We start from the raw sequence: 19,906 nt of genomic DNA, 5'->3' as shown, positions 1-19,906 counted from the left end.
CACCGGCCGCGGGCTCCGAGTTCGTTTACGGCACTGCACTTTTGGGAACGCTCAGACCCACCAGCGTTCCAGGACGCGGGCGACACCGTCGTCGGAGTTGGATTGGGCCACCTCGTCGGCGGCCGCGATGGCTTCGGGGTGCGCGTTGGCCATCGCGACGCCGTGGCCTGCCATGGTGAGCATCGGGACGTCGTTGGGCATATCGCCGAACGCGACGATGTTGGTCGGCTCGACACCGAGGCGCTGGGCGACCAGCGCGAGACCGGACGCCTTGGTGACGCCGGGCGCGGACAGTTCGATCAGCCCGTGCTCGGTGGAGTAGGTGATGTCGGCGCGCTCCCCGATCAGCGGCGCGAGCACGGTGCGCATCTCGGAGCTGCGCGCGCCGGGTAGTCGGATCAGCATCTTGATGGCGGGCGCGTCGATGACTTCGTGCCTGGCCACCGAGGTGTCGTCCGGGTTCAGCCAGGCGTGCTCGTAGAGCGGGGAGCTGACGAACTGCGGGGTGACCGCGTCGTGCGCGCTTGCCCCGACCCGTTCGGCCGCGAGACCACACCCCGGCAGCGCCTGCTCGGCGATGTCCGCAAGCAAGGACAGCGTCGCCACATCCAACGTCATGCTGGCCAGCACCCGATCGGTGGCGCTGTCGTAGATCACCGCCCCGTTGCCGCACACGCACAGCGGCGCGTAGCCGAGTCCGTTGACGACCGGATCAATCCAGCGGGGCGGGCGTCCGGTGGCGAGCACGAACGGCACACCGTCGCCGATCAGCGCGTCGACCGCGGCCTTGGTGCGCGCGGTGACCCGCTCGTCGTGATCGATGAGGGTGCCGTCGACATCGGTGGCCACCATCTTCGGCTTGGGCAGGTGCAGGAGGGTCACCCATTCCATCCTGCACGACAACCATCCCGTCGTGCCCGGCGTATCGCCAGGAAGGTGGCCGCGGGCGTGTGTTCGAACCTACGGGGCGGGCTTCCATGTGGACTGGCCGTTGCCCTCGGCAGGAGTCGGCGCGGCCGGTGGCACCCCGGGCGACTGCTGCCACGGAGCCATTTGGGTAGGTGCCACGTCAGCCGGCTGCGCCGGCGGCGCGGCCGACGCCTGCCACGGAGCTTGTTCGGTGGCAGGCGGCTGCGACCAGGCGTTCTCCGGCGCGACGGGCGCGCCCCACGCCTGCGGCCCTGACGGCGGCTGCTGCCAAGCGTTCTGATCGGGCACCGCGGCACCGGGCTGCTGACCGGTCGGCGGCACGCCGTATCGGCCAGGCTGCGATGGGAACTGCGCGGCCTGCGGCGGATAGGGGCCGTACTGTGCCGTCGCGCCGGGCACGTGGGCCAGCCAGCGGCTCGTCGCAGGCACCAGGAGCAGGATCGCGGTCGCGATGGGGAAGATCAGCGCGAACAGTCCGCTGCCGCCATTGATGAGCGTGCTGTTCCGCGAACTGTCGATGGACTGAGCGATCACGAATCCGGCGATCCCCACCATGATCGCCACGGCACAGCCGACCACGATGAGCAGTCGCCCGAACCGCTTCCGGTTGAACAACGCGATCGTGCCGACGCCGAGCAGCACCCCCGTCACCACTCCGACAACGCCACTCACGACGGCCCAGGTCCGAAACCAGCTTTGCCCTAACACCCCGCCGGTGTCGTACTCACCGATCAGGCTCTCGAAGTCGACGATCCCGACGACCATATTGAGTGCGCCGCCGAACAATTGGCCGACGGCGCCGACGCCGGCGAGTACTCCTGCGGTGATCGCGGTGGCGCCCGACGGCGGCGATCCGACGGCAGGATATGCCGGATACGGGGTGTACCCACCCGGATATTGCGGATTACTCATGACGTCCCCTCCCGCGCGTCGAACCGCGCGCTCCCGTGCCGCCAGAATAATGGACATGCCCGAACGTCGCGTGCCACGCGCGACCGGGTTTACGTCCTTATGATCAGGGGCTAATACTCGACGCTGGTCCATCCAGCCGAAAGACCACGAGGACTGATGACCGGCTTCCTGCTACGACGCGCGCTTCACTATGTCGTGCTGTTGCTGCTGGCGTCGTTCCTGACGTTCAGCCTGGCGTCACTGACGTTCAAGCCGCTGGACAGTCTGGAACAGCGCAACCCGCGACCACCCCAATCGGTCATTGATGCGAAAGCTGAAGAGCTGCATCTCAACGATCCGATCCCGCAGCGCTATATCACCTGGTTGAAGGGAATCCCGCAAGGGGATTTCGGCACGACGCTTGCCGGTCAGCCGGTGAGTGAGGAGTTGCCGCGCCGGGCGATGGTGAGTTTGCGGCTGCTGATCATCGGATCTTTGGTCGGCACGGTGCTCGGCGTCTTGATCGGCGCGGCGGGCGCGATCCGGCAGTACAAATTCAGCGACTACTTCACCACCATCATCGCGCTGCTCGTCCTCAGCACACCGGTGTTCCTCTTGGCGACACTGCTGAAGTACGGTGCGCTGGAAATAAATTCGCTCACCGGGACGCAAATATTCCTCTACACCGGCGAGACCTCGGCCAACCGGATCGACGGCTTCTGGCCGCAATTGCTCGACCGGGCGCAACACATGGTGTTGCCGACGGCCGGTCTCGCCCTCGGCGCCATGGCGGGGTACAGCCGCTACCAGCGCAACGCCATGCTCGACGTGCTGCAGAGCGATTTCATTCGTACCGCCCGTGCCAAGGGTCTGACCCGCGGCAAAGCGCTCTACAAACACGGCTTGCGCACGGCGCTGATCCCGATGGCGACACTGTTCTCCTACAGTCTGCTCGGCCTGATCACCGGTGCGACGTTCACCGAGAAGATCTACGGCTGGCACGGCGTCGGTGAGTGGCTCGTCGACTCGATCAACGCCCAGGACATCTACCCCGTGGTCACGGTGACCGCGTTCTCCGGATTCGTGGTGTTGGTGTCCGGGCTGCTCGCCGACGTCGTGTTGGCTCTGCTCGATCCCAGGGTGCGTGTGCAATGACCGAAGCCGAGATCATCGTCCAAGGCGCGCCCGAGCCTGCCGCCGCAGGCCGTGGCAAGTTGGTGTTGCGGCGGTTCCTCCGCAACAAACCCGCCGTGATCGGCGCGGTCGTCCTGATCCTGCTGTTCATCGCCAGTTTCGCACTGCCGCCACTGCTTCCGTACGACTACCAGCAGCTCGACTACACCGCGCTGCTGAAGCCGCCGAGTGCCAAGCACCCGTTCGGCACCACGCAGATCGGGCAGGACGTGCTCGCCCAGACCTTGCGCGGCATGCAGAAATCACTCGTCATCGGTTTCTGCGTTGCCCTGTTCGCCACCATCATCGCCGCGACCGTCGGCGCGACGGCCGGGCTGATCGGCGGCTGGACCGACCGGGCGGCCATGTGGGTCATCGACCTGATGCTCGTGATACCGAGCTTCATCATCATCGCGCTGTTCGCGCCGAAGACCAAGGGCAGCGGGTCGATTCTGCTGCTCATCCTGCTGCTCAGCGTGTTCAACTGGCCGATCAGCGCGCGCCTCGTTCGCGGCATGACGCTGAGCCTGCGCGACCGCGAATTCATCAAGGCCGCACGGTATATGGGCGCGCCGACCCGCAAGGTGATCCTCAGCCACGTGCTGCCGAACATCGCCTCGATCCTGATCATCGACACCACGCTCGCCGTCGGCGCGGCGATCATGTCCGAAACCGGGTTGAGCTTCCTCGGTTTCGGTGTGCAGCCGCCGGATGTCTCGCTCGGCTCGCTGATCGCGGCGGGCACCAAATCGGCGCTGACCTATCCGTGGCTGTTCCTGTTCGCCGGTGGCGTGCTGATCACCATCGTGTTGTGCGCCAACCTCGTCGGTGACGGACTGCGCGACGCGTTCGACCCCTCCGCCGCACGGGCCCGCTCGAAGAAGAAGGCAAAGGTATGACGGGCGCAGACCCCACCGAGAAGGCGACGGTCGAAAAGAACTTCACCGCACCGCTGTTGGAGGTGACCGACCTGCGCGTCTCCTTCCCCAGCGAGGAGGGCCGCATCGATGCGGTGCGCGGCGTCAACTACACCGTGTCCGACGGCGAGGTGCTCGCCATCGTCGGCGAATCCGGCTCCGGCAAATCGGTGTCGTCGCTTGCGGTGATCGGGCTGCTGCCGGAGCAGGCGCGTATCGCCGGTTCGATCCGCCTGCGCGGCCGCGAGCTGCTCGGTCTCGGCGATCGCGAATTGTCCAGGCTGCGTGGCAGTTCCATCAGCATGGTGTTCCAGGACCCGCTGTCGGCGCTGACCCCGGTGTACCGGGTCGGCGAGCAGATCGCCGAAGCCCTACTGGCACACGGCGATATGAGCAAGACCGAGGCGGCCAAGCGCGCGGTCGACCTGCTCGAGCTGGTCGGCATCGAGGATGCCACGGTGCGCGCCAGGGCATTCCCGCACGAGTTCTCCGGCGGCATGCGCCAGCGGGTGGTCATCGCCATGGCGATCGCCAACGATCCCGCGCTGATCATCTGCGACGAGCCGACCACCGCGCTGGACGTCACGGTGCAGAAGCAGATCCTGAACCTGCTGCGCAAAGCGCGCGATATCACCGGTGCGGGCGTCATTATGATCACCCACGACATGGGCATCGCGGCGACGCTCGCCGATCGGGTCGCGGTGATGTATGCGGGCAAGATCGTCGAAACCGCCACCACCACAGAGCTTTTCAACGCTCCTCGGATGCCGTACACGGTGGGCCTGCTCGGCTCCATCCCGCGGCTGGACCGGCCACCGCGCACGCCGCTCATCCCGATCGTCGGCGCACCGCCCGCCATGCACGCGCTGCCGCCTGGCTGCTCGTTCGCGCCGCGCTGCCCGATCTCGATCGCCGAATGCCTGGTCGCCGAGCCGCCGTTGGAGAAGACCAACCCCGGACACGCGGCCGCCTGCATCCGCACCGCTGAGGTCGGCACCGACGCGCTGTTCGAGGCCTACCGGCACGAAGTGGACGAACCGCAGAGCGAGGCCGACACCGGGGACCGGGTGGTGCTGCGGGTTTCGGAACTGGTGAAGACGTTCCCGATCACCTCGGGCATCCTGATCCGCAGGCGCAAGGGCGAGATCCGCGCGGTCGACGGCATCAGCTTCGAGGTGCGCGAGGGCCGCACGCTGGCACTGGTCGGCGAGTCCGGTTCCGGGAAGTCGACAACGCTGACCCAGATCCTGGAACTGGTCGCGCCGGAATCGGGCCGGATCGAGATCATGGGCAGCGACGTCGCGACCCTGACCAAGACACAGAAACGCGGCATCCGCCGGAAGATGCAGATCGTCTTCCAGGATCCGACCGCCTCACTGGACCCGCGCCTGCCGATCTTCGACGCGGTGGCCGAACCGCTGCGCATCGACGGCCGCTCCGCCGACGAGATCGCCCGCCGGGTACCGGAATTGCTCGAACAGGTCGGCCTGCGCCGCGATCATGCCGAGCGCTACCCCGCTGACTTCTCCGGCGGTCAGAAGCAGCGCATCAGCATCGCCAGGGCGCTCGCGCTCGACCCGAGCATCCTCGTGCTCGACGAACCGGTGTCGTCGCTGGACGTCTCCATCCAGGCCGGCGTGCTGAATCTGTTGCGCGCCTTGCAGGTCGAGCGCGGGCTTTCGTACCTGTTCGTCTCGCACGATCTGTCCGTGGTGCGCAACCTGGCACACGACATCGCCGTGATGTATCGCGGAAAGATCGTCGAATCCGGTCCGGCGGAACAGATTTTCGCGGATCCTCGGCACGAGTACACCCGGAAACTGATCGATGCGGTACCGGTGCCTGCCGTCAGCCGATAGAAGGAGAGCGCGATGGGGATTCGAGCGAGGAGCACGCGTGCACTGCGATGGGCGATACCCGTCGTCGCGGTCGGCCTCATCGCGACAGGCTGCGGTTCGGGTGACACCGAATCGACCGCCGGTGTCTCCAGCTCGCTCGGCAGCAGCAGCGACATCAACCCGAAGAACCGGGATGAGCTGCGCGACGGCGGAAATCTGCGGCTGGCCACCACCTCGTTCCCTGCCAACTGGAACACCCTGGCCACCGACGGCAACGAGGCCGAGATCGCCGACATCGAACGACCGTTGATGCCGCGCGCCTTCGACACCAACGCGGCGGGCGAGCTCACCGTCAATCACGACTATTTCACCGATGTCCAGCTGACCAGCACGTCCCCGCAGGTGGTCACCTACACGATCAACCCGAAAGCCGTGTGGTCCGACGGCAATCCGATCACCTGGGAGGACATCCGCTCGCAGGCGAAGGCGCTCGACGGCACGGACAAGCGCTTCCTGATCGCCATCACCGTCGGGTTCGATCGGGTGGAGAAGGTGGAGCGCGGGGTCGACGACCGGCAGGCCGTCATCACGTTCAAGCAGCCCTTCGCCGAATGGCGGGGGCAGTTTGCGGGGAACATGTCGCTGTTCCCCAAGTCGGTGACCGCGGATCCGGAGACCTTCAACAAAGGCCTGGTCGACAACATGGGTCCGACCGCCGGACCGTTCCTCGTGCAGTCCACTGATCGTGGGCAAGGCCGAATCGTGTTGGGCCGCAACTCGAAATGGTGGGGCGACAAGCCGAAGCTGGACACCATCACCTACTCGGTGCTCGATCGCACGGCATGGGTGGCCGGGCTGCAGAACAACGAGCTCGACGCGGCCTTGCTCGGCACTCTCGACGACACCACGACGGTGCGGAAGTCCTCGGGTGTCGTCATTCGACGGGCGCCAGGTAATCGCTGGCGGCACATCACGTTCAACGGCGCACCGGGTTCCATTCTCGCCGATCCCGCAGTGCGCGTAGCGATCTCGAAGGCGATCGATCGCCAGGGCATCGCCACCGCCGTGCAGAACGGCTTGGTCGAGAAGCCGAAACCGCTGAACAGCCACGTTTTCCTGGAGGGCCAGGCCGGCTACCAGGACAACAGCCTGCCGTTCGATCCGGCCGCCGCCGCCAAGGAACTCGACGCGCTCGGCTGGAAGCTCAACGGCGACACCCGCGAAAAGGACGGCCGCAAGCTGGTCATCCGTGACGTGATGTACAAGGACGACACCTGGGTGCAGATCGCGCAGATCATTCAGCAGAACCTCGCGCAGATCGGCGTGAAGATCGTCATCGACACCAAGCCGGGCGCAGGCTTTTTCACCGATGTCGTCATCCCCGGTGATTTCGACGCCACCCAGTTCGTCTTCGTCGGCGACGCGTTCCCGCTGAGCAGCATCCCGCAGACCTACGGCTACAACCCCGGCGACTGGCAGAACAACTTCGGCCACATCGGATCCGACGAACTGAACACCCTCATCGATCGCATGCTGTCCGAACTCGACCCGCAGAAAGCCATCGCGCTGGCCAACGAGGTGGACCGCAAGGTCTTCGAGGAAGGGCATTCCCTGCCGCTGACCCAGTCCGAAGGAAACTGGGGCGTGCGCGCCGACATCGCCAACTTCGGGTCGCCTGGGCTCGCGTCCTACGACTACACGAAGATCGGCTACCTGAAGTAAGAACGCAGCATTCCTGCGGAAAGGAGCGCATCCATGCGGATCCGTTCGATGACAACACGGCTGGTGATTCCGCTGATGGCGGTCGCCTTGGTCGCGACGGGCTGCGGCGGAGACGACGCGGAGGCACCGGAAGGTTCGGCGGCGGCGCTCGGCACCACCAACGACATCAATCCGAAAGACGTCAGCGAATTGCGCGACGGCGGCAACCTGCGCCTTTCGCTGAGCGCGCTGCCGCAGAACTGGAACAACCTGCACACCGACGGTAACGAAGGAAACACCCTCGCGTTGTCACGGCCGATGCTGCCGCGAGCGTTCAAAACCGATGCGGCGGCAAATCTCTCGGTCTACACCGACTACTTCACCGCCGTCGAGCTGACGAAAACCGAACCGCAGCAGGTCACCTACACGATCAATCCCAAGGCCGTCTGGTCCGACGGGACACCGATCACCTGGGCAGACATCCAATCCCAAGCCAACGCGCTGAGCGGGGCCGACAAGGCATTCCTGATCGCGAACAACATCGGCTTCGACCGCGTGGAAAAGGTCGAACGCGGCGTCGACGACAAGCAAGCCATCATCACCTTCAAGAAGCACTATGCCGACTGGCGTGGACAATTCGCGGGCAACAGCTTCCTGTACCCGAAGTCGGTGACCGCAACGCCAGAGGCGTTCAACAAGAGCCAGGTCGACGGGATCACGCTGACGGCGGGGCCGTTCCTTGTGCAATCCCTCGACCGGGGACAAGGTCGAGTTGTCCTCGGCCACAACCCGAAATGGTGGGGTGACAAGCCGAAGCTCGACACCATCACCTTCAGCGTGCTCTCCGCCGAAGCAACGATTCCCGCTTTGCAGAACAACGAAATCGACGCCACGGGTCTGGCGAGCCGGGACGAGTTGAAAACCGCGCGGAATACCCCCGGCATCGCGATCCGCCGCGCACCGGGTAACCAGTGGAACCACCTCACCTTCAACGGCGCTCCTGGCTCCCCCCTCGCGGACCCCAAACTGCGCGTGGCGATTCAGAAGGCCATCGACAGGCAGGGCATTGCGACCGCCATGCAGAACGGCCTCGTCCAAGACCCGAAGCCGCTCAACAATCACGTCTATCTGCAAGGCCAGCAGGGCTACCAGGACAACAGCCTCGGCTTCGACCCTGCCGCGGCCGCCAAAGAACTGGATGAGCTCGGCTGGAAACTCAACGGCGATGTCCGCGAGAAGGACGGCAAGAAGCTGGAGATCCGTGACGTCATGTACAACCAGGACGTCTGGGTGCAGATCGCACAGATCATTCAGCAGAACCTGGCCGCCGTCGGGGTCAAGCTGAACATCGAGACCAAGGCCGGGTCCGGCTTCTTCACCAAGGAAATTCAGCCGGGCAACTTCGACGTCGGGCAGTGGACTTGGCTCGGCGATCCGTTCCCGCTGAGCAGCCTCAACCAGATCTACGGGTACGACCCGAACGACGTGCAGGGCAACTACGGCCGAATCGGCTCCCAGGAATTGAACGACCTGATCGAACAGACCATCTCGGAACTCGACCCGAAGAAGGCAATCGAGCTGGCCAACAAGGTCGACCGTAAGGTCTTCGAGGAGGGACACTCCTTGCCGCTCATGCAATCGCACGGCAATGTCGCGGTTCGCGACAACCTGGCGAACTACGGTGCGGCCGGGCTCGCGTCCCTGGATTACACGAAGATCGGTTTCCTGAAGTGAGTCCGGGCTTCATGAACGGAAGGACGTTCAGTGAGAATACGTAGCTCGAAATATATCGCGGTACCGCTGCTCGCGCTCGCGCTCTTCGCGGCGGGCTGCGGTGGCGACGACGAGGCCGCGCCGGAAGGCGCCCGTGCCGAGATCGGCTCGACCAACGACATCAACCCGCACGATGTCGGCGACCTACGCGACGGCGGCAATCTGCGGCTTGCGATCTCCGCATACCCGGCGAACTGGAACGCGCTGTCCAACGACGGCAACGACTACGAGATCGCGGGCGTCTTGCGGCCGATGATGCCGCGGGCGTTCACAACAGACGCAGCGGCGGATCTCACGGTCAATACGGACTACTTCACCGACATCAAGCTCACCAACACCGAGCCGCAGCAGGTCACCTACACAATCAACCCGAAAGCCGTCTGGTCCGACGGCACCCCGATCACCTGGGAAGACATCCAATCCCAAGCCAACGCGCTCAGCGGCGTCGACAAGACATTCCTGATCGCGCTCAACAACGGCTTCGATCGGGTCGAGAAGGTCGAACGTGGCGTCGACGACAAGCAAGCCATCATCACCTTCAAGACGCACTATGCCGACTGGCGTGGACAATTCGCGGGCAACAGCTTCCTGTACCCGAAGTCGGTGACCGCAACGCCAGAGGCGTTCAACAAGAGCTTGGTCGACGCGGTCGGCCCGACCGCTGGTCCGTTCATCGTGCAGTCCACCGATCGCGGCCAGGGCCGAATTGTGCTCGGCCACAACCCCAATTGGTGGGGCGCCAAGCCGAAGCTCGACACAATCACCTTCAGCGTCCTCGACTCGTCGGCGCTGATTCCCGCCCTGACGAACAATGAAATCGACGCGGTCGGCATCGGCACCCGCGACGAGTTGAAGACCGCGAAGAGCACCAACGGTGTCGCCATCCGGCGCGCGCCGGGCAACGGCTGGAGCCACCTCACCTTCAACGGAGCTCCCGGCTCCATCCTGGCGGATCCCAAACTGCGCGTAGCTATCTCGAAGGCCATCGACCGCCAAGGCATCGTCACGGCGATCCAGAACGGACTGGTCGAGGACCCGAAGCCGCTGAACAACCACGTCTACTTGCAGGGGCAGAAGGGGTACAAGGACAACAGTCTCGGGTTCGATCCTGCCGCCGCGGCAAAGGAACTCGATGAACTCGGGTGGAAGCTCAACGGCGATGTCCGCGAGAAGGACGGCAAGAAGCTGGAGATCCGCGATGTGATGTACCAGGACGACACCTGGATCCAGATGGCGCAGATCATGCAGCAGAACCTTGCCGCGGTCGGGGTCAAGCTGAACATCGACACCAAACCGGGCAAGGGGTTCTTCACCGAGGTGATCCAGCCGGGTGACTTCGATGCCGGACAGTGGAGCTGGATCGGCGATCCGTTCCCGCTCGGCAGCCTCTTCCAGATTTACGGATACAACCCGAACGATCTGCAGGGCAACTACGGGCGGATCGGCTCGCCGGAACTCAATAACCTGATCGAGCAGGCGGTCTCGGAACTCGACCCGGAGAAAGCCATCGAGCTGGCGAACCAGATCGATCGCAAGGTCTTCGAAGAGGGCTTCTCGCTGCCGCTGATGCAGTCCGCGGGCAATGTCGCGGTACGTGCCAACCTCGCCAACTACGGCGCGGCGGGCCTCGCCTCCCTGGACTACACGAAAATCGGCTTCTTGAAGTGAGTTTCGGATCGGGCCGCCCCCTGGCCTATCCGATCATCGTGACGATCGGCGCCCTGGCGGTATGTCTCGCCTGGGCGCCGTTCGGCGATTCGGACCAGGTGGCGATGTTGGCGACGGTGGCGCTCGGCATCATCGGGTACTCCGGCTACCGGATCGCGGTCGCACTGGGCGGTCTCGCATTCTGGCCGTCGGGAACGCCGCGCTCCGTGGGCATTTCCCGCATCCGGCAGCAGCATCGGCTGGTCAGCCGGTCCTGGCTGGAGATAAGCGGCACCGGCCGGCCGCGGTGGGTGCCGGTCTATTTCGACCCGATGCTGCTCACACTGACCGAGTCTCGCGCGGACCTCACCGACCGATCCTTGTCCGTGGCAGGTCATCGCCTCTATCCGGCGGGCCGCATCCGCGCCACCGAACCGCCGGGCAGGCTGATCGACAACCCGTCCATGCCCGCGCCGGACGCTCCCGCGTTGACGACCACAGCCACTCGCATCCACCGCCGTCTCCTGCTCGACGCACAGCCCACCGTCGCCGCACCCTTCGCGGCCCTCATGTGGATCTACGTCGACGGCGGCACCCTGATCACCTTCGTCGCCGCAACCACCGTCGCCGCTGCAGCGGCTCTCTGGCTCGCTGCCATCCGCGGCTCCGACCCCAGCTGACCAGCTCAGCACCGTCGCCGTGCCGCGGCACCGTCGAACGGGTGTGAGGTCGTGTGCGTAGCCTGGTTGGGGTCGAGATACCGGTGTCGAGGGGGATGTGGTGCACGACTACGGCAGTTTTGCGACGCAACCGTTGCCGATCCAACAACCCACGCGGCGCGCGACCGTGCCCGTCGCACTGAAAGGTGTTGGTGCCCACTCGGATGCGGCTGGGCTGGCTCGGGCGGGTCGACAGGTGGCGCTCGCCGGAGTCGTCAGCCGGGTAACCGGCTTCGCCAGGACACTCGTGATTGCCGCGGTGCTCGGCACCGCCGCCGTCGGCGACGCCTACAACGGCGCGAACAACCTGCCGACCATGATCTACGAACTGTTGCTCGGCAGCGTGCTCGCCAGCACTGTCGTTCCCGTGCTGACCAGGGCACGTCGCCACGGCCGCAAGCATTCTCGCGAGTTCACTCAGCGCGTGCTGGTCGCCGCGGTCATGGCGTTGCTTGCCGTCACCGTGCTCACGGTGCTGTGCGCGCCGCTGGTCGTCCGGGTGTTCGTCGCCGACGCCGCGCAGCGGCAGCTCGCCACCTGGCTGGCCTATCTGCTGTTGCCGCAGATCTTCTTCTACGGGGTGGGTGTCGTCGTCAGCGCGGTGCTCAACGTCCGCGACAGTTTCGCGACGGCGGCGTGGGCGCCGGTGGTGAACAACGTGATCGTCATGCTGACCGGCGCGGTGTTCGTGCTGCTTCCCGGCCCGGTCACCCTCACCCCCGCCTCGATGACCACCGCCCAGGTGCTGACGATCGGCGTCGGCACCACCGCGGGCATCGTCGGCCAGACCGGGTGGCTGGTTGCGGCGTTGCGGCGCAACGGATTCGCGTGGAGTTGGCGAGTGCGGCCGCTGCCGTACACCTGGCGTCCGGTCCGCTCCGGACTACCCGTCCTCGGCTGGCTCCTCCTGTACGCCGGGATCAGCCAGATCGGTGTCGCGGTCACCATGCGGGTCGCCTTCGACCACGGCGGAGTATCCATCTACACCTATGCCGAGCTGCTGTTCCAGGTCCCCTACGGCATTCTCGCCGCCTCGGTGCTGACCGTGCTGATGCCACGCATCTCCCGCGCCGCCGCCCTGGGCGACCACACCGCGGTGCTCACCGATCTCTCCCGTGGCGCCCGCTATCTCTGTGCCGCGCTGATACCGGTGGCGATGGCGATGAGCCTGCTCGGACCCGAGTTCGCCGAACTGGTGTTCACCGGCCGGGTCGACGCCGACGCCGCCAGGTTGATCGGTACCGCCGTCGCCTGCTCGACCTTCGGGCTCGCACCGTTCGCCCTGGTCATGTTGCAGATGCGAGTGTTCTACGCGGACAACGACACGCGCACCCCCACGATGATCAACATCGGCATGGTGCTGACGAAGGTGACGGTGCTTGCCGTGTCGGCGACCATGCTGCCCAATGAGCTCGTCATCGTGATGCTCAGCGTCGCAAGCTCACTCGCCTACGTGGCAGGCGCCACCATCGGCCATATCCTGCTCCGCCGCAGGCACGGCCTGCTCGGCTTCTCCGCCGTTGCCGTCACCGTCCACCGCGTGATCTGGGCAACGGCCCTCGCCGGCGCAGCGGGCCTGGCCGCCATCGCCCTGATACAGCACACCATCCGCACCCCGACCCTCGACCAACTCGCCACACTCGGCGCAGGCGCCGCCGTGGGTACCGCCGTCTTCCTGCTGGCCACCCACCTGATCGGCATCCCCGAAATCCGCACCGCCCGAACGCTACTCACCCGGTGAGCCGCTCCCACGCACGGTCACGGCAGGACTAACCTGTTCCCGTGCTGACGGAGGAAGTGCAGCTTCCCAAGGACTTTCGTCGGTTGTGGGGCGCGTTCACGGTCAGCCAGCTCGGGAGTTCACTCGGGGCGGGTGCGCTGCCGTTGATCGCGATCATCGTGCTCCAGGCGTCCGACTTTCGGGTGTCGCTGCTCGCCGCGCTCTCGGCCGTGGTCAGCGCGGCCATCGTGCTGCCACTCGGACCGTTCGTGGAGTTCCGCCGCAAGCGGCCGGTGCTGATCGGGGCCGACCTGTTGTGCTTCGCGGCGCTCGTAACCGTCCCGCTCGCAATGGCATTCGGAATGCTCAGTTATTGGCAGCTGTGCTTGGTGACCACCGTGCAGGTGCTCGGCACCATGGTTTTCAGTGCGGCCAGCGGGGCGCACCTCAAATCGCTGGTGCCGGAGTCGATGCTGACCGCCGCGAACAGTCGTTTCGAGACGACGTTCTGGACGGTGGGCGGTGTCGGCGCCCCGATCGGTGGGCTACTCATCGGGTGGTTCGGGGCTGGTGTCACCGTGTTGATCGATGCGATCAGCTATCTGCTGTCCGCACTGGGCATCCGCTCGATGCGGACACCCGAGCCGCCGCCACCGGTCGCGGACGTGGAACGCCACTGGGCCGCCGACATCCGCGCCGGGTGGGAGTACATCTTCCGGCACCGGGCACTGCACGCGCTGTTCTGGAACGCGATGGTCTTCGGTGGTGCGATCCGGCTCTCCGGGCCGCTGCTGGCGATCCTCATGCTGCGCGAACTGCGCCTCGCCCCTTGGCAATACGGGCTGGCGTTGGGGATCCCGACCTTCGGCGGGATCGTCGGCTCCCTGCTGACCGGGCGGCTGATCGCCCGGCTCGGTGCGCGCACCGTCCTGCTCGGCTTCGGCGGGCTGCGCACCTGCTGGCTCGGCTTCGTCGTGCTCGCTCCGCCAGGAGTCGCCGGGCTCGTCGTCATCGTTGCGGCCGAGACGATGCTGCTGTGCTGCGCGGGCGTGTTCAACCCGGTGTTCACCGCGTTTCGTATGCGTGCCACCGATGACCGCCACATGTCCCGAGTCGGCATCGCCTGGTCGGTCAGTGCGCGCACCTGCCAACCGGTGTTCATCGCCCTCGGCGGTGCCCTCGCTGCCGCGACCAGCGTTCGCTTCGCGCTCGGCTGCGCTGCCGTCGCCCTTCTGACCAGCTCACTTCTCCTTCCCTGGCGTACTCGGCCCAGCTGACATCCCTGCGCACCGTGGTCACGGGGCACTCCGAGCAAATTGGTCTGACCACTTGACCTCCTTACCTTTGGTAGCGCAGAGTGGGGGGTATGGCGTTGCAACCTGTGGTCAAGCGGTCAGTGTCGGGGGATGTCTTCGAGCAGATCGCGGCGGATGTGTTGAGTGGGGAGTTGGCGCCTGGGGCGACCTTGCCCAGTGAGCGACAGTTGGCTGAGGCGTTGGGGGTCTCGCGGCCCGCGGTGCGGGAGGCGTTGCAGCGGCTCGCAGCGGCCGGGCTGGTTTCGGTTCGGCAGGGGGATGCGACGACCGTGCTGGACTATCGACGGGGGGCAGGACTCGAGGTGTTGCCTCGGCTGTTGGTGCAGGGCGGGGAGCTCGATCCAGCGGTGGCGCGCAGCATTCTCGAGGCGCGGCTGCACAACGGACCGAAGGTGGCCGAGCTCGCCGCGGCGCGCATGGCCGCGACCCACGCAGATCAGCATTCGAGCACCGCCGACGGGATCCGCGAATCGGTGCGCGCCGCGTTGACGGACAGCGTGGAAGCGCTTGCGGCAGATACCGATCCGGTGCAGCAGCAGCGACATGCGATGGACTTCTGGGATCACGTGGTCGATGCCGCCGACTCGATCGTGTTCCGGCTGATGTTCAACATGCTGCGTGCCGCGTATGAACCCGCGCTCGTTGCGCTGGCGCCGATCATGTCCGCCGAGGTGGGCAACGTCGGGGCCTACCGCGAACTGGCCGCCGCCATCGATGCGGGCAGGCCGCAAGAGGCCGCCGACACCGCCCGGGCCCTGCTCGAGCCGGCGACCACCGCTCTGATCGCTGTCCTCAGCGGACACTGATTGATCTAGGAAACACCATGACGAAACCCAAGTCCGCCCAGGATCCCGTGGACACCCAGGCTCGCGAGCAGGTGCGCAAGGACGAACGCTCGTTGCGCCGCGGGCTCACGCTCGACGCGGCGTTCCGCGAATTCCTCCGTCACCCCTCGCCGTGGCTCATCGGCACGACACTGGTCGCGGCGCTCGTCGGTCGAATCGTCGTCGGTGACTGGCAATTGACCGACGCGCTGGTCCCCGCGGTGATGCTCGCGGTGTTCCCTGCCTTCGAGTGGATCGTGCACGTCACGGTATTGCATTGGCGGCCGAGGCAGCTCGGGCCGATCCCGATCGACAGCGAGCTGGCGCGCAAACACCGTGCGCACCATGTGGATCCGCGCAACATCCCGTTGATCTTCATCCCGACCAAGACGTTGTCGGTGCTGGTCGTGGTCCTGATCGCGCTGGCCGCCTTCGCGTTCCCGCGCCTCGGCCTCGGTCTCACCTTCCTGCTCACCATCACGGTGCTCGGCCTCGGCTACGAGTGGATCCACTATCTGATCCACACCGACTACAAGCCGAAAGGCTCGCTCTACCGGGCGGTTTGGCGCAATCACCGCCACCATCACTACAAGAACGAGCACTACTGGTTCACCGTCACCACCTCCGGCACCGCCGACCGCATGTTCGGCACCCATCCGGACCCCGCGACCACCGAAACTTCCCCCACCGCCCGCAACCTGCACGCAGGCTGAGGCCGCCGGAGCCATCCCGGTCGAGCCAACGACGTCTCGGCAGAAAGGCCACCGCCTACATCGGCGGTGGCCTTTCTCGTGTCTACCGTCGCCCAGTCCAACGCGGTGACGATTCCGCGAACACCCTGTGACCAGGCGCACGGCGACCGCCCTCCAGAAGCATCTTGACTCAGTACCCTAGGGGGGTATGGTAAGTCTCAACAAACGACATCGCCCACCCGGCGAAGGAGAGACCACCATGTGCACCGCGAGCATCCGATGAACGCAGCCACCAAGTTCGCCGGCTTCGCCCTCGGCCTGGCCGCCGTCTTCGGGATCGCCGTCGCAGTCGGCGCGACCGTCGGACCCGAACCAACCACCCCCGATTCGAACGCACACAACGAGGCAGCGCCCGCCGCCAAGCCCGACCACGCACCTGGAGGAATGATGGCCACCGAAGGCGGATACACCCTGCGGCTCGACACCGCGCGCACCACCGCGGCGCCGAACGTCACGCTGCGCTTCCGCATCCTCGACCAGGACGGTGCCCCGCTCACCCGCTACCAGCGCGCCCACGACAAGGACCTGCACCTGATCGTGGTCCGCCGTGACATGGTCGCCTTCCAGCACGTGCACCCCGTCCTCGGCGGCGACGGAACCTGGAGCGTCCCACTGGATCTGAGCCGGGCGGGCGACTACCGGGTGTTCGCCGACTTCACCCCGGACGGCGGCGAGAACCTCACCCTCGGCACCGACCTGCGGGTCGCGGGCGCCTACGACCCGCAGCCGCTGCCCGCCGCGGCGAACACCAGCACAGTCGGCGGCTACACCGTCACCATGGACGGCACCGTAGCCCCAGGCCAAGCCTCGAAGGTCACCCTCTCGGTCAGCAAGGACGGCAAGCCGGTCACCGACCTCCAGCCCTACCTCGCGGCGTACGGTCACCTTGTCGCCCTGCGCACCGCCGACCTCGCCTACCTGCACGTGCACCCCGACGGCCACCCCGGCGACGGCGTAACCCCCGCCGGACCGGGCATCACCTTCTATGTCACCGCACCGAGCGCGGGCGACTACCGCTTGTTCCTCGACTTCCAGCACGAAGGAGTGGTCCGCACAGCCGAATTCACGCTGACCGTCGGCCAGGGACCCGCCGGGTCCGAGGCAGCGCACACCGGACACGGCGCCACCCCGGAACTCGCACCCACCGGGCACGGCCACTGACACCGGCGGGTCATGCCGACACCGCGCCGCTTCGAACGGAGCATCCGATGAACCACTCAACCGAAAAGCGCCAGTTCGCTACGCCGGTAAACCACTGTCCCAGCCGCTGATCCACCCGACCCCCACCCGTGCCGCACAGAACGGAGCACACGATGACCACCGCGACACAGCCACCCGGCATCGGGCAGGTTGAACTGGTGATCGGCGGCATGACCTGCGCGTCCTGCGCCAATCGCATCGAGAAGAAGCTGAACAGGCTGGACGGCGTCACCGCGACGGTGAACTACGCGACCGAGAAGGCGCGGGTCGACGTCACCGGCGACATCTCGCCCGCCGACCTGATCGCCACCGTCGAGCAGGCGGGCTACCGCGCGACCCTGCCCGCGCCGACCGGTCAACCGGCGGAAAGCACTGCCGCCGAACCGGATCCAACCGCCGCACTACGGACCCGGCTGCTGGTCTCGCTCGTACTGACCGTGCCGGTGATCGCGATGGCGATGATCCCCGCGCTGCAGTTCACCAACTGGCAGTGGCTGTCGCTGACCCTGGCCGCGCCGGTCGTCGTGTGGGGCGCGCTGCCGTTCCACCAGGCCGCATGGGCGAACCTGCGCCACGGCACCGCCACCATGGACACGCTGGTGTCGATGGGAACCCTTGCCGCGCTTGGCTGGTCGCTGTACGCGCTGTTCTGGGGCACCGCAGGCATGCCGGGCATGAAGCACCCGTTCGAATTCACCATCTCACGGATGGACGGGACCGGAAGCATTTATCTGGAAGCCGCGGCGGGTGTCACCACCTTCATCCTGGCCGGACGCTTCTTCGAGGCACGGTCCAAGCGCCGGGCCGGCGCGGCGCTGCGCGCATTGCTAGAACTCGGGGCTAAAGAGGTTTCGGTGCTGCGCGACGGCGTTGAACAGCGGATACCAGTGGAGCAGTTGGCCGTTGGTGACCGGTTCGTCGTCCGCCCCGGCGAGAAGATCGCCACCGACGGCGTGGTCGTCGACGGCTCGTCCGCGGTCGACGCCGCGATGCTGACCGGCGAATCGGTACCGGTGGAGGTCGGCCCCGACGACGCGGTGGTCGGCGCCACCGTGAACGTCGGCGGTCGAATCGTGGTGCGCGCCACCCGGATCGGCTCGGATACCCAGCTCGCGCGGATGGCACAGCTGGTGGAGGACGCGCAGACCGGCAAGGCGCAGGCCCAGCGGCTGGCCGACCAGATCTCCGGCGTCTTCGTGCCGATCGTGCTCGCGCTGTCGGTCGCCACCCTCGGATTCTGGCTCGGCACCGGCGGTTCCGTCGCCGCGGCCTTCACCGCCGCGGTCGCGGTGCTGATCATCGCCTGCCCGTGCGCCCTCGGTTTGGCCACCCCGACCGCGCTGATGGTCGGCACCGGTCGCGGCGCGCAGCTCGGCATCCTGATCAAAGGCCCCGAGGTGCTCGAGTCGACCCGGCGGGTGGACACCGTGGTGCTCGACAAGACCGGCACCGTCACCACCGGCAGCATGACACTGCTGAATGTCGTTGCGGCCGAAGGGGAAGACGCCGACCGGATCCTCGCCCTCGCCGGGGCACTGGAGGATTCGTCCGAACACCCGATCGCGCAGGCGATCGCCAAGGCCGCCAGGGATCGGTTCGGCACACTCGGCGCCGTCGAAGGCTTCGCGAATCTCGAGGGGCTCGGCGTGCAGGGCGTGGTGGACGGGCACGCGGTACTCGTCGGCCGGTCCCGGCTGCTCGACGACTGGGCACAGCACCTGAATGCCGACTCGGCGCGGGCGATGCAGGCCGCCGAGTCCGCGGGCAAGACCGCGGTGGCGGTGGGCTGGGACGGCGCCGCCCGCGGCGTGCTTGTCGTCGCCGACGCGGTGAAACCTACGTCTGCCGAAGCAATTTCGCAGCTGCGCGGGCTCGGGCTCACCCCGATCATGCTGACCGGCGACAACCGGGCAGCCGCCGAGGCCATCGCCGCCCAGGTCGGCATCGACGAGGTGATCGCGGAGGTGCTGCCGCAGGACAAGGTGGCAACCGTCAAACGGCTGCAGGCCGAGGGCAAGGTCGTCGCCATGGTCGGCGACGGCGTCAATGATGCCGCGGCACTCGCGCAGGCCGACCTCGGCCTGGCGATGGGCACCGGCACCGACGTCGCCATCGAGGCAAGCGACCTCACCCTGGTGCGCGGTGACCTGCGGGCCGCCGTCGACGCGATCCGGCTGTCCCGCAGGACCTTGGGCACCATCAAGGGCAACCTGTTCTGGGCCTTCGCCTACAACGTCGCCGCGATCCCGCTGGCGATGGCCGGCCTGCTGAACCCGATGCTCGCCGGTGCGGCGATGGCGTTCTCGTCGGTCTTCGTGGTCAGCAACAGCCTGCGGCTGCGTCGCTTCCGCTCCACCGCACAGTAGGGATCGGACAACGGACGGGGCGGCACCATTCGGTGCCGCCCCGTTCCGGCTTCAGTGCAGGATGTCGCTGTTTCCCAACGCCATCGCGGCACTTCCCGTTGCCCACGCCGCGGCGGCACTGCCGGTCGCACCCAAGATG

15 protein-coding genes are annotated in these 19,906 nt (G+C 66.5%); 13 read left to right on the top strand and 2 right to left on the bottom strand.

All coding sequences use genetic code 11. From position 1 onward, the window contains the following. Positions 1-51: 51 nt before the first annotated feature. Together ACGFNJ_RS05205 and ACGFNJ_RS05200 are read right to left on the bottom strand one after the other, a co-directional pair. Positions 52-891, bottom strand: coding sequence for an HAD family hydrolase (locus ACGFNJ_RS05205; protein WP_393443497.1), 840 nt, complete (start codon positions 889-891; stop codon positions 52-54). 69 nt (positions 892-960) lie between these two features. Further along, positions 961-1,842: a hypothetical protein gene (locus tag ACGFNJ_RS05200; protein WP_393443495.1), complete on the bottom strand. Its 882-nt coding sequence runs from the start codon at positions 1,840-1,842 to the stop codon at positions 961-963. A gap of 156 nt (positions 1,843-1,998) precedes the next feature. On the opposite strand from ACGFNJ_RS05200, the gene ACGFNJ_RS05195 reads away from it, so the two are divergent. The 13 genes from ACGFNJ_RS05195 (at position 1,999) to ACGFNJ_RS05135 (ending at position 19,767) form a co-directional block, all read left to right on the top strand. Next, positions 1,999-2,976 (top strand): ABC transporter permease, encoded by a 978-nt coding sequence (locus ACGFNJ_RS05195; protein ID WP_393443493.1) that lies wholly within the window; start codon positions 1,999-2,001, stop codon positions 2,974-2,976. Then, complete coding sequence (locus ACGFNJ_RS05190) at positions 2,973-3,893, top strand: ABC transporter permease (protein WP_393443491.1); 921 nt, start codon at positions 2,973-2,975, stop codon at positions 3,891-3,893. The genes ACGFNJ_RS05195 and ACGFNJ_RS05190 overlap by 4 nt, the downstream gene beginning before the upstream one ends. Then, a complete protein-coding gene (locus ACGFNJ_RS05185) occupies positions 3,890-5,770 on the top strand; it encodes a dipeptide ABC transporter ATP-binding protein (protein ID WP_393443489.1) in 1,881 nt (626 codons plus the stop codon). Before ACGFNJ_RS05190 ends, ACGFNJ_RS05185 begins: the two co-directional genes overlap by 4 nt. An 18-nt stretch (positions 5,771-5,788) precedes the next feature. Further along, positions 5,789-7,471 carry an ABC transporter family substrate-binding protein gene (locus tag ACGFNJ_RS05180; RefSeq protein WP_393443782.1) on the top strand — a complete coding sequence of 561 codons (1,683 nt, stop codon included), beginning with the start codon at positions 5,789-5,791 and terminating at the stop codon, positions 7,469-7,471. Positions 7,472-7,504: 33 nt separating this feature from the next. Continuing rightward, positions 7,505-9,184 (top strand): ABC transporter family substrate-binding protein, encoded by a 1,680-nt coding sequence (locus ACGFNJ_RS05175; RefSeq protein WP_393443487.1) that lies wholly within the window; start codon positions 7,505-7,507, stop codon positions 9,182-9,184. Between the two features lie 30 nt (positions 9,185-9,214). Then, on the top strand, positions 9,215-10,891 hold the full coding sequence (locus ACGFNJ_RS05170; RefSeq protein WP_393443485.1) for an ABC transporter family substrate-binding protein: 1,677 nt from the start codon (positions 9,215-9,217) through the stop codon (positions 10,889-10,891). Then, entirely contained in the window at positions 10,888-11,550 is a 663-nt protein-coding gene (locus tag ACGFNJ_RS05165; protein ID WP_393443483.1) for a hypothetical protein, read from the top strand. The genes ACGFNJ_RS05170 and ACGFNJ_RS05165 overlap by 4 nt, the downstream gene beginning before the upstream one ends. A 235-nt stretch (positions 11,551-11,785) precedes the next feature. Next, positions 11,786-13,330, top strand: a complete 1,545-nt coding sequence (gene murJ / locus ACGFNJ_RS05160; protein ID WP_393443481.1) for a murein biosynthesis integral membrane protein MurJ — start codon at positions 11,786-11,788, stop codon at positions 13,328-13,330. A gap of 41 nt (positions 13,331-13,371) precedes the next feature. Then, positions 13,372-14,586 (top strand): MFS transporter, encoded by a 1,215-nt coding sequence (locus tag ACGFNJ_RS05155; protein WP_393443479.1) that lies wholly within the window; start codon positions 13,372-13,374, stop codon positions 14,584-14,586. Between the two features lie 89 nt (positions 14,587-14,675). Further along, positions 14,676-15,431 carry a FadR/GntR family transcriptional regulator gene (locus tag ACGFNJ_RS05150; RefSeq protein WP_393443477.1) on the top strand — a complete coding sequence of 252 codons (756 nt, stop codon included), beginning with the start codon at positions 14,676-14,678 and terminating at the stop codon, positions 15,429-15,431. A 17-nt stretch (positions 15,432-15,448) separates the two neighbouring features. Continuing rightward, positions 15,449-16,162 (top strand): sterol desaturase family protein, encoded by a 714-nt coding sequence (locus tag ACGFNJ_RS05145; RefSeq protein ID WP_393443475.1) that lies wholly within the window; start codon positions 15,449-15,451, stop codon positions 16,160-16,162. Between the two features lie 258 nt (positions 16,163-16,420). After that, positions 16,421-17,362 carry a hypothetical protein gene (locus ACGFNJ_RS05140; protein WP_393443473.1) on the top strand — a complete coding sequence of 314 codons (942 nt, stop codon included), beginning with the start codon at positions 16,421-16,423 and terminating at the stop codon, positions 17,360-17,362. Between the two features lie 152 nt (positions 17,363-17,514). After that, on the top strand, positions 17,515-19,767 hold the full coding sequence (locus ACGFNJ_RS05135; protein ID WP_393443471.1) for a heavy metal translocating P-type ATPase: 2,253 nt from the start codon (positions 17,515-17,517) through the stop codon (positions 19,765-19,767). Positions 19,768-19,906 lie beyond the last annotated feature (139 nt).

It is taken from the genome of Nocardia sp. NPDC049149 (genome assembly GCF_043197455.1).
Classification (GTDB): Bacteria; Actinomycetota; Actinomycetes; order Mycobacteriales; family Mycobacteriaceae; genus Nocardia.
Note: the sequence above shows the minus strand (reverse complement) of the source record. Positions and strands in the feature narration are given on the sequence as shown.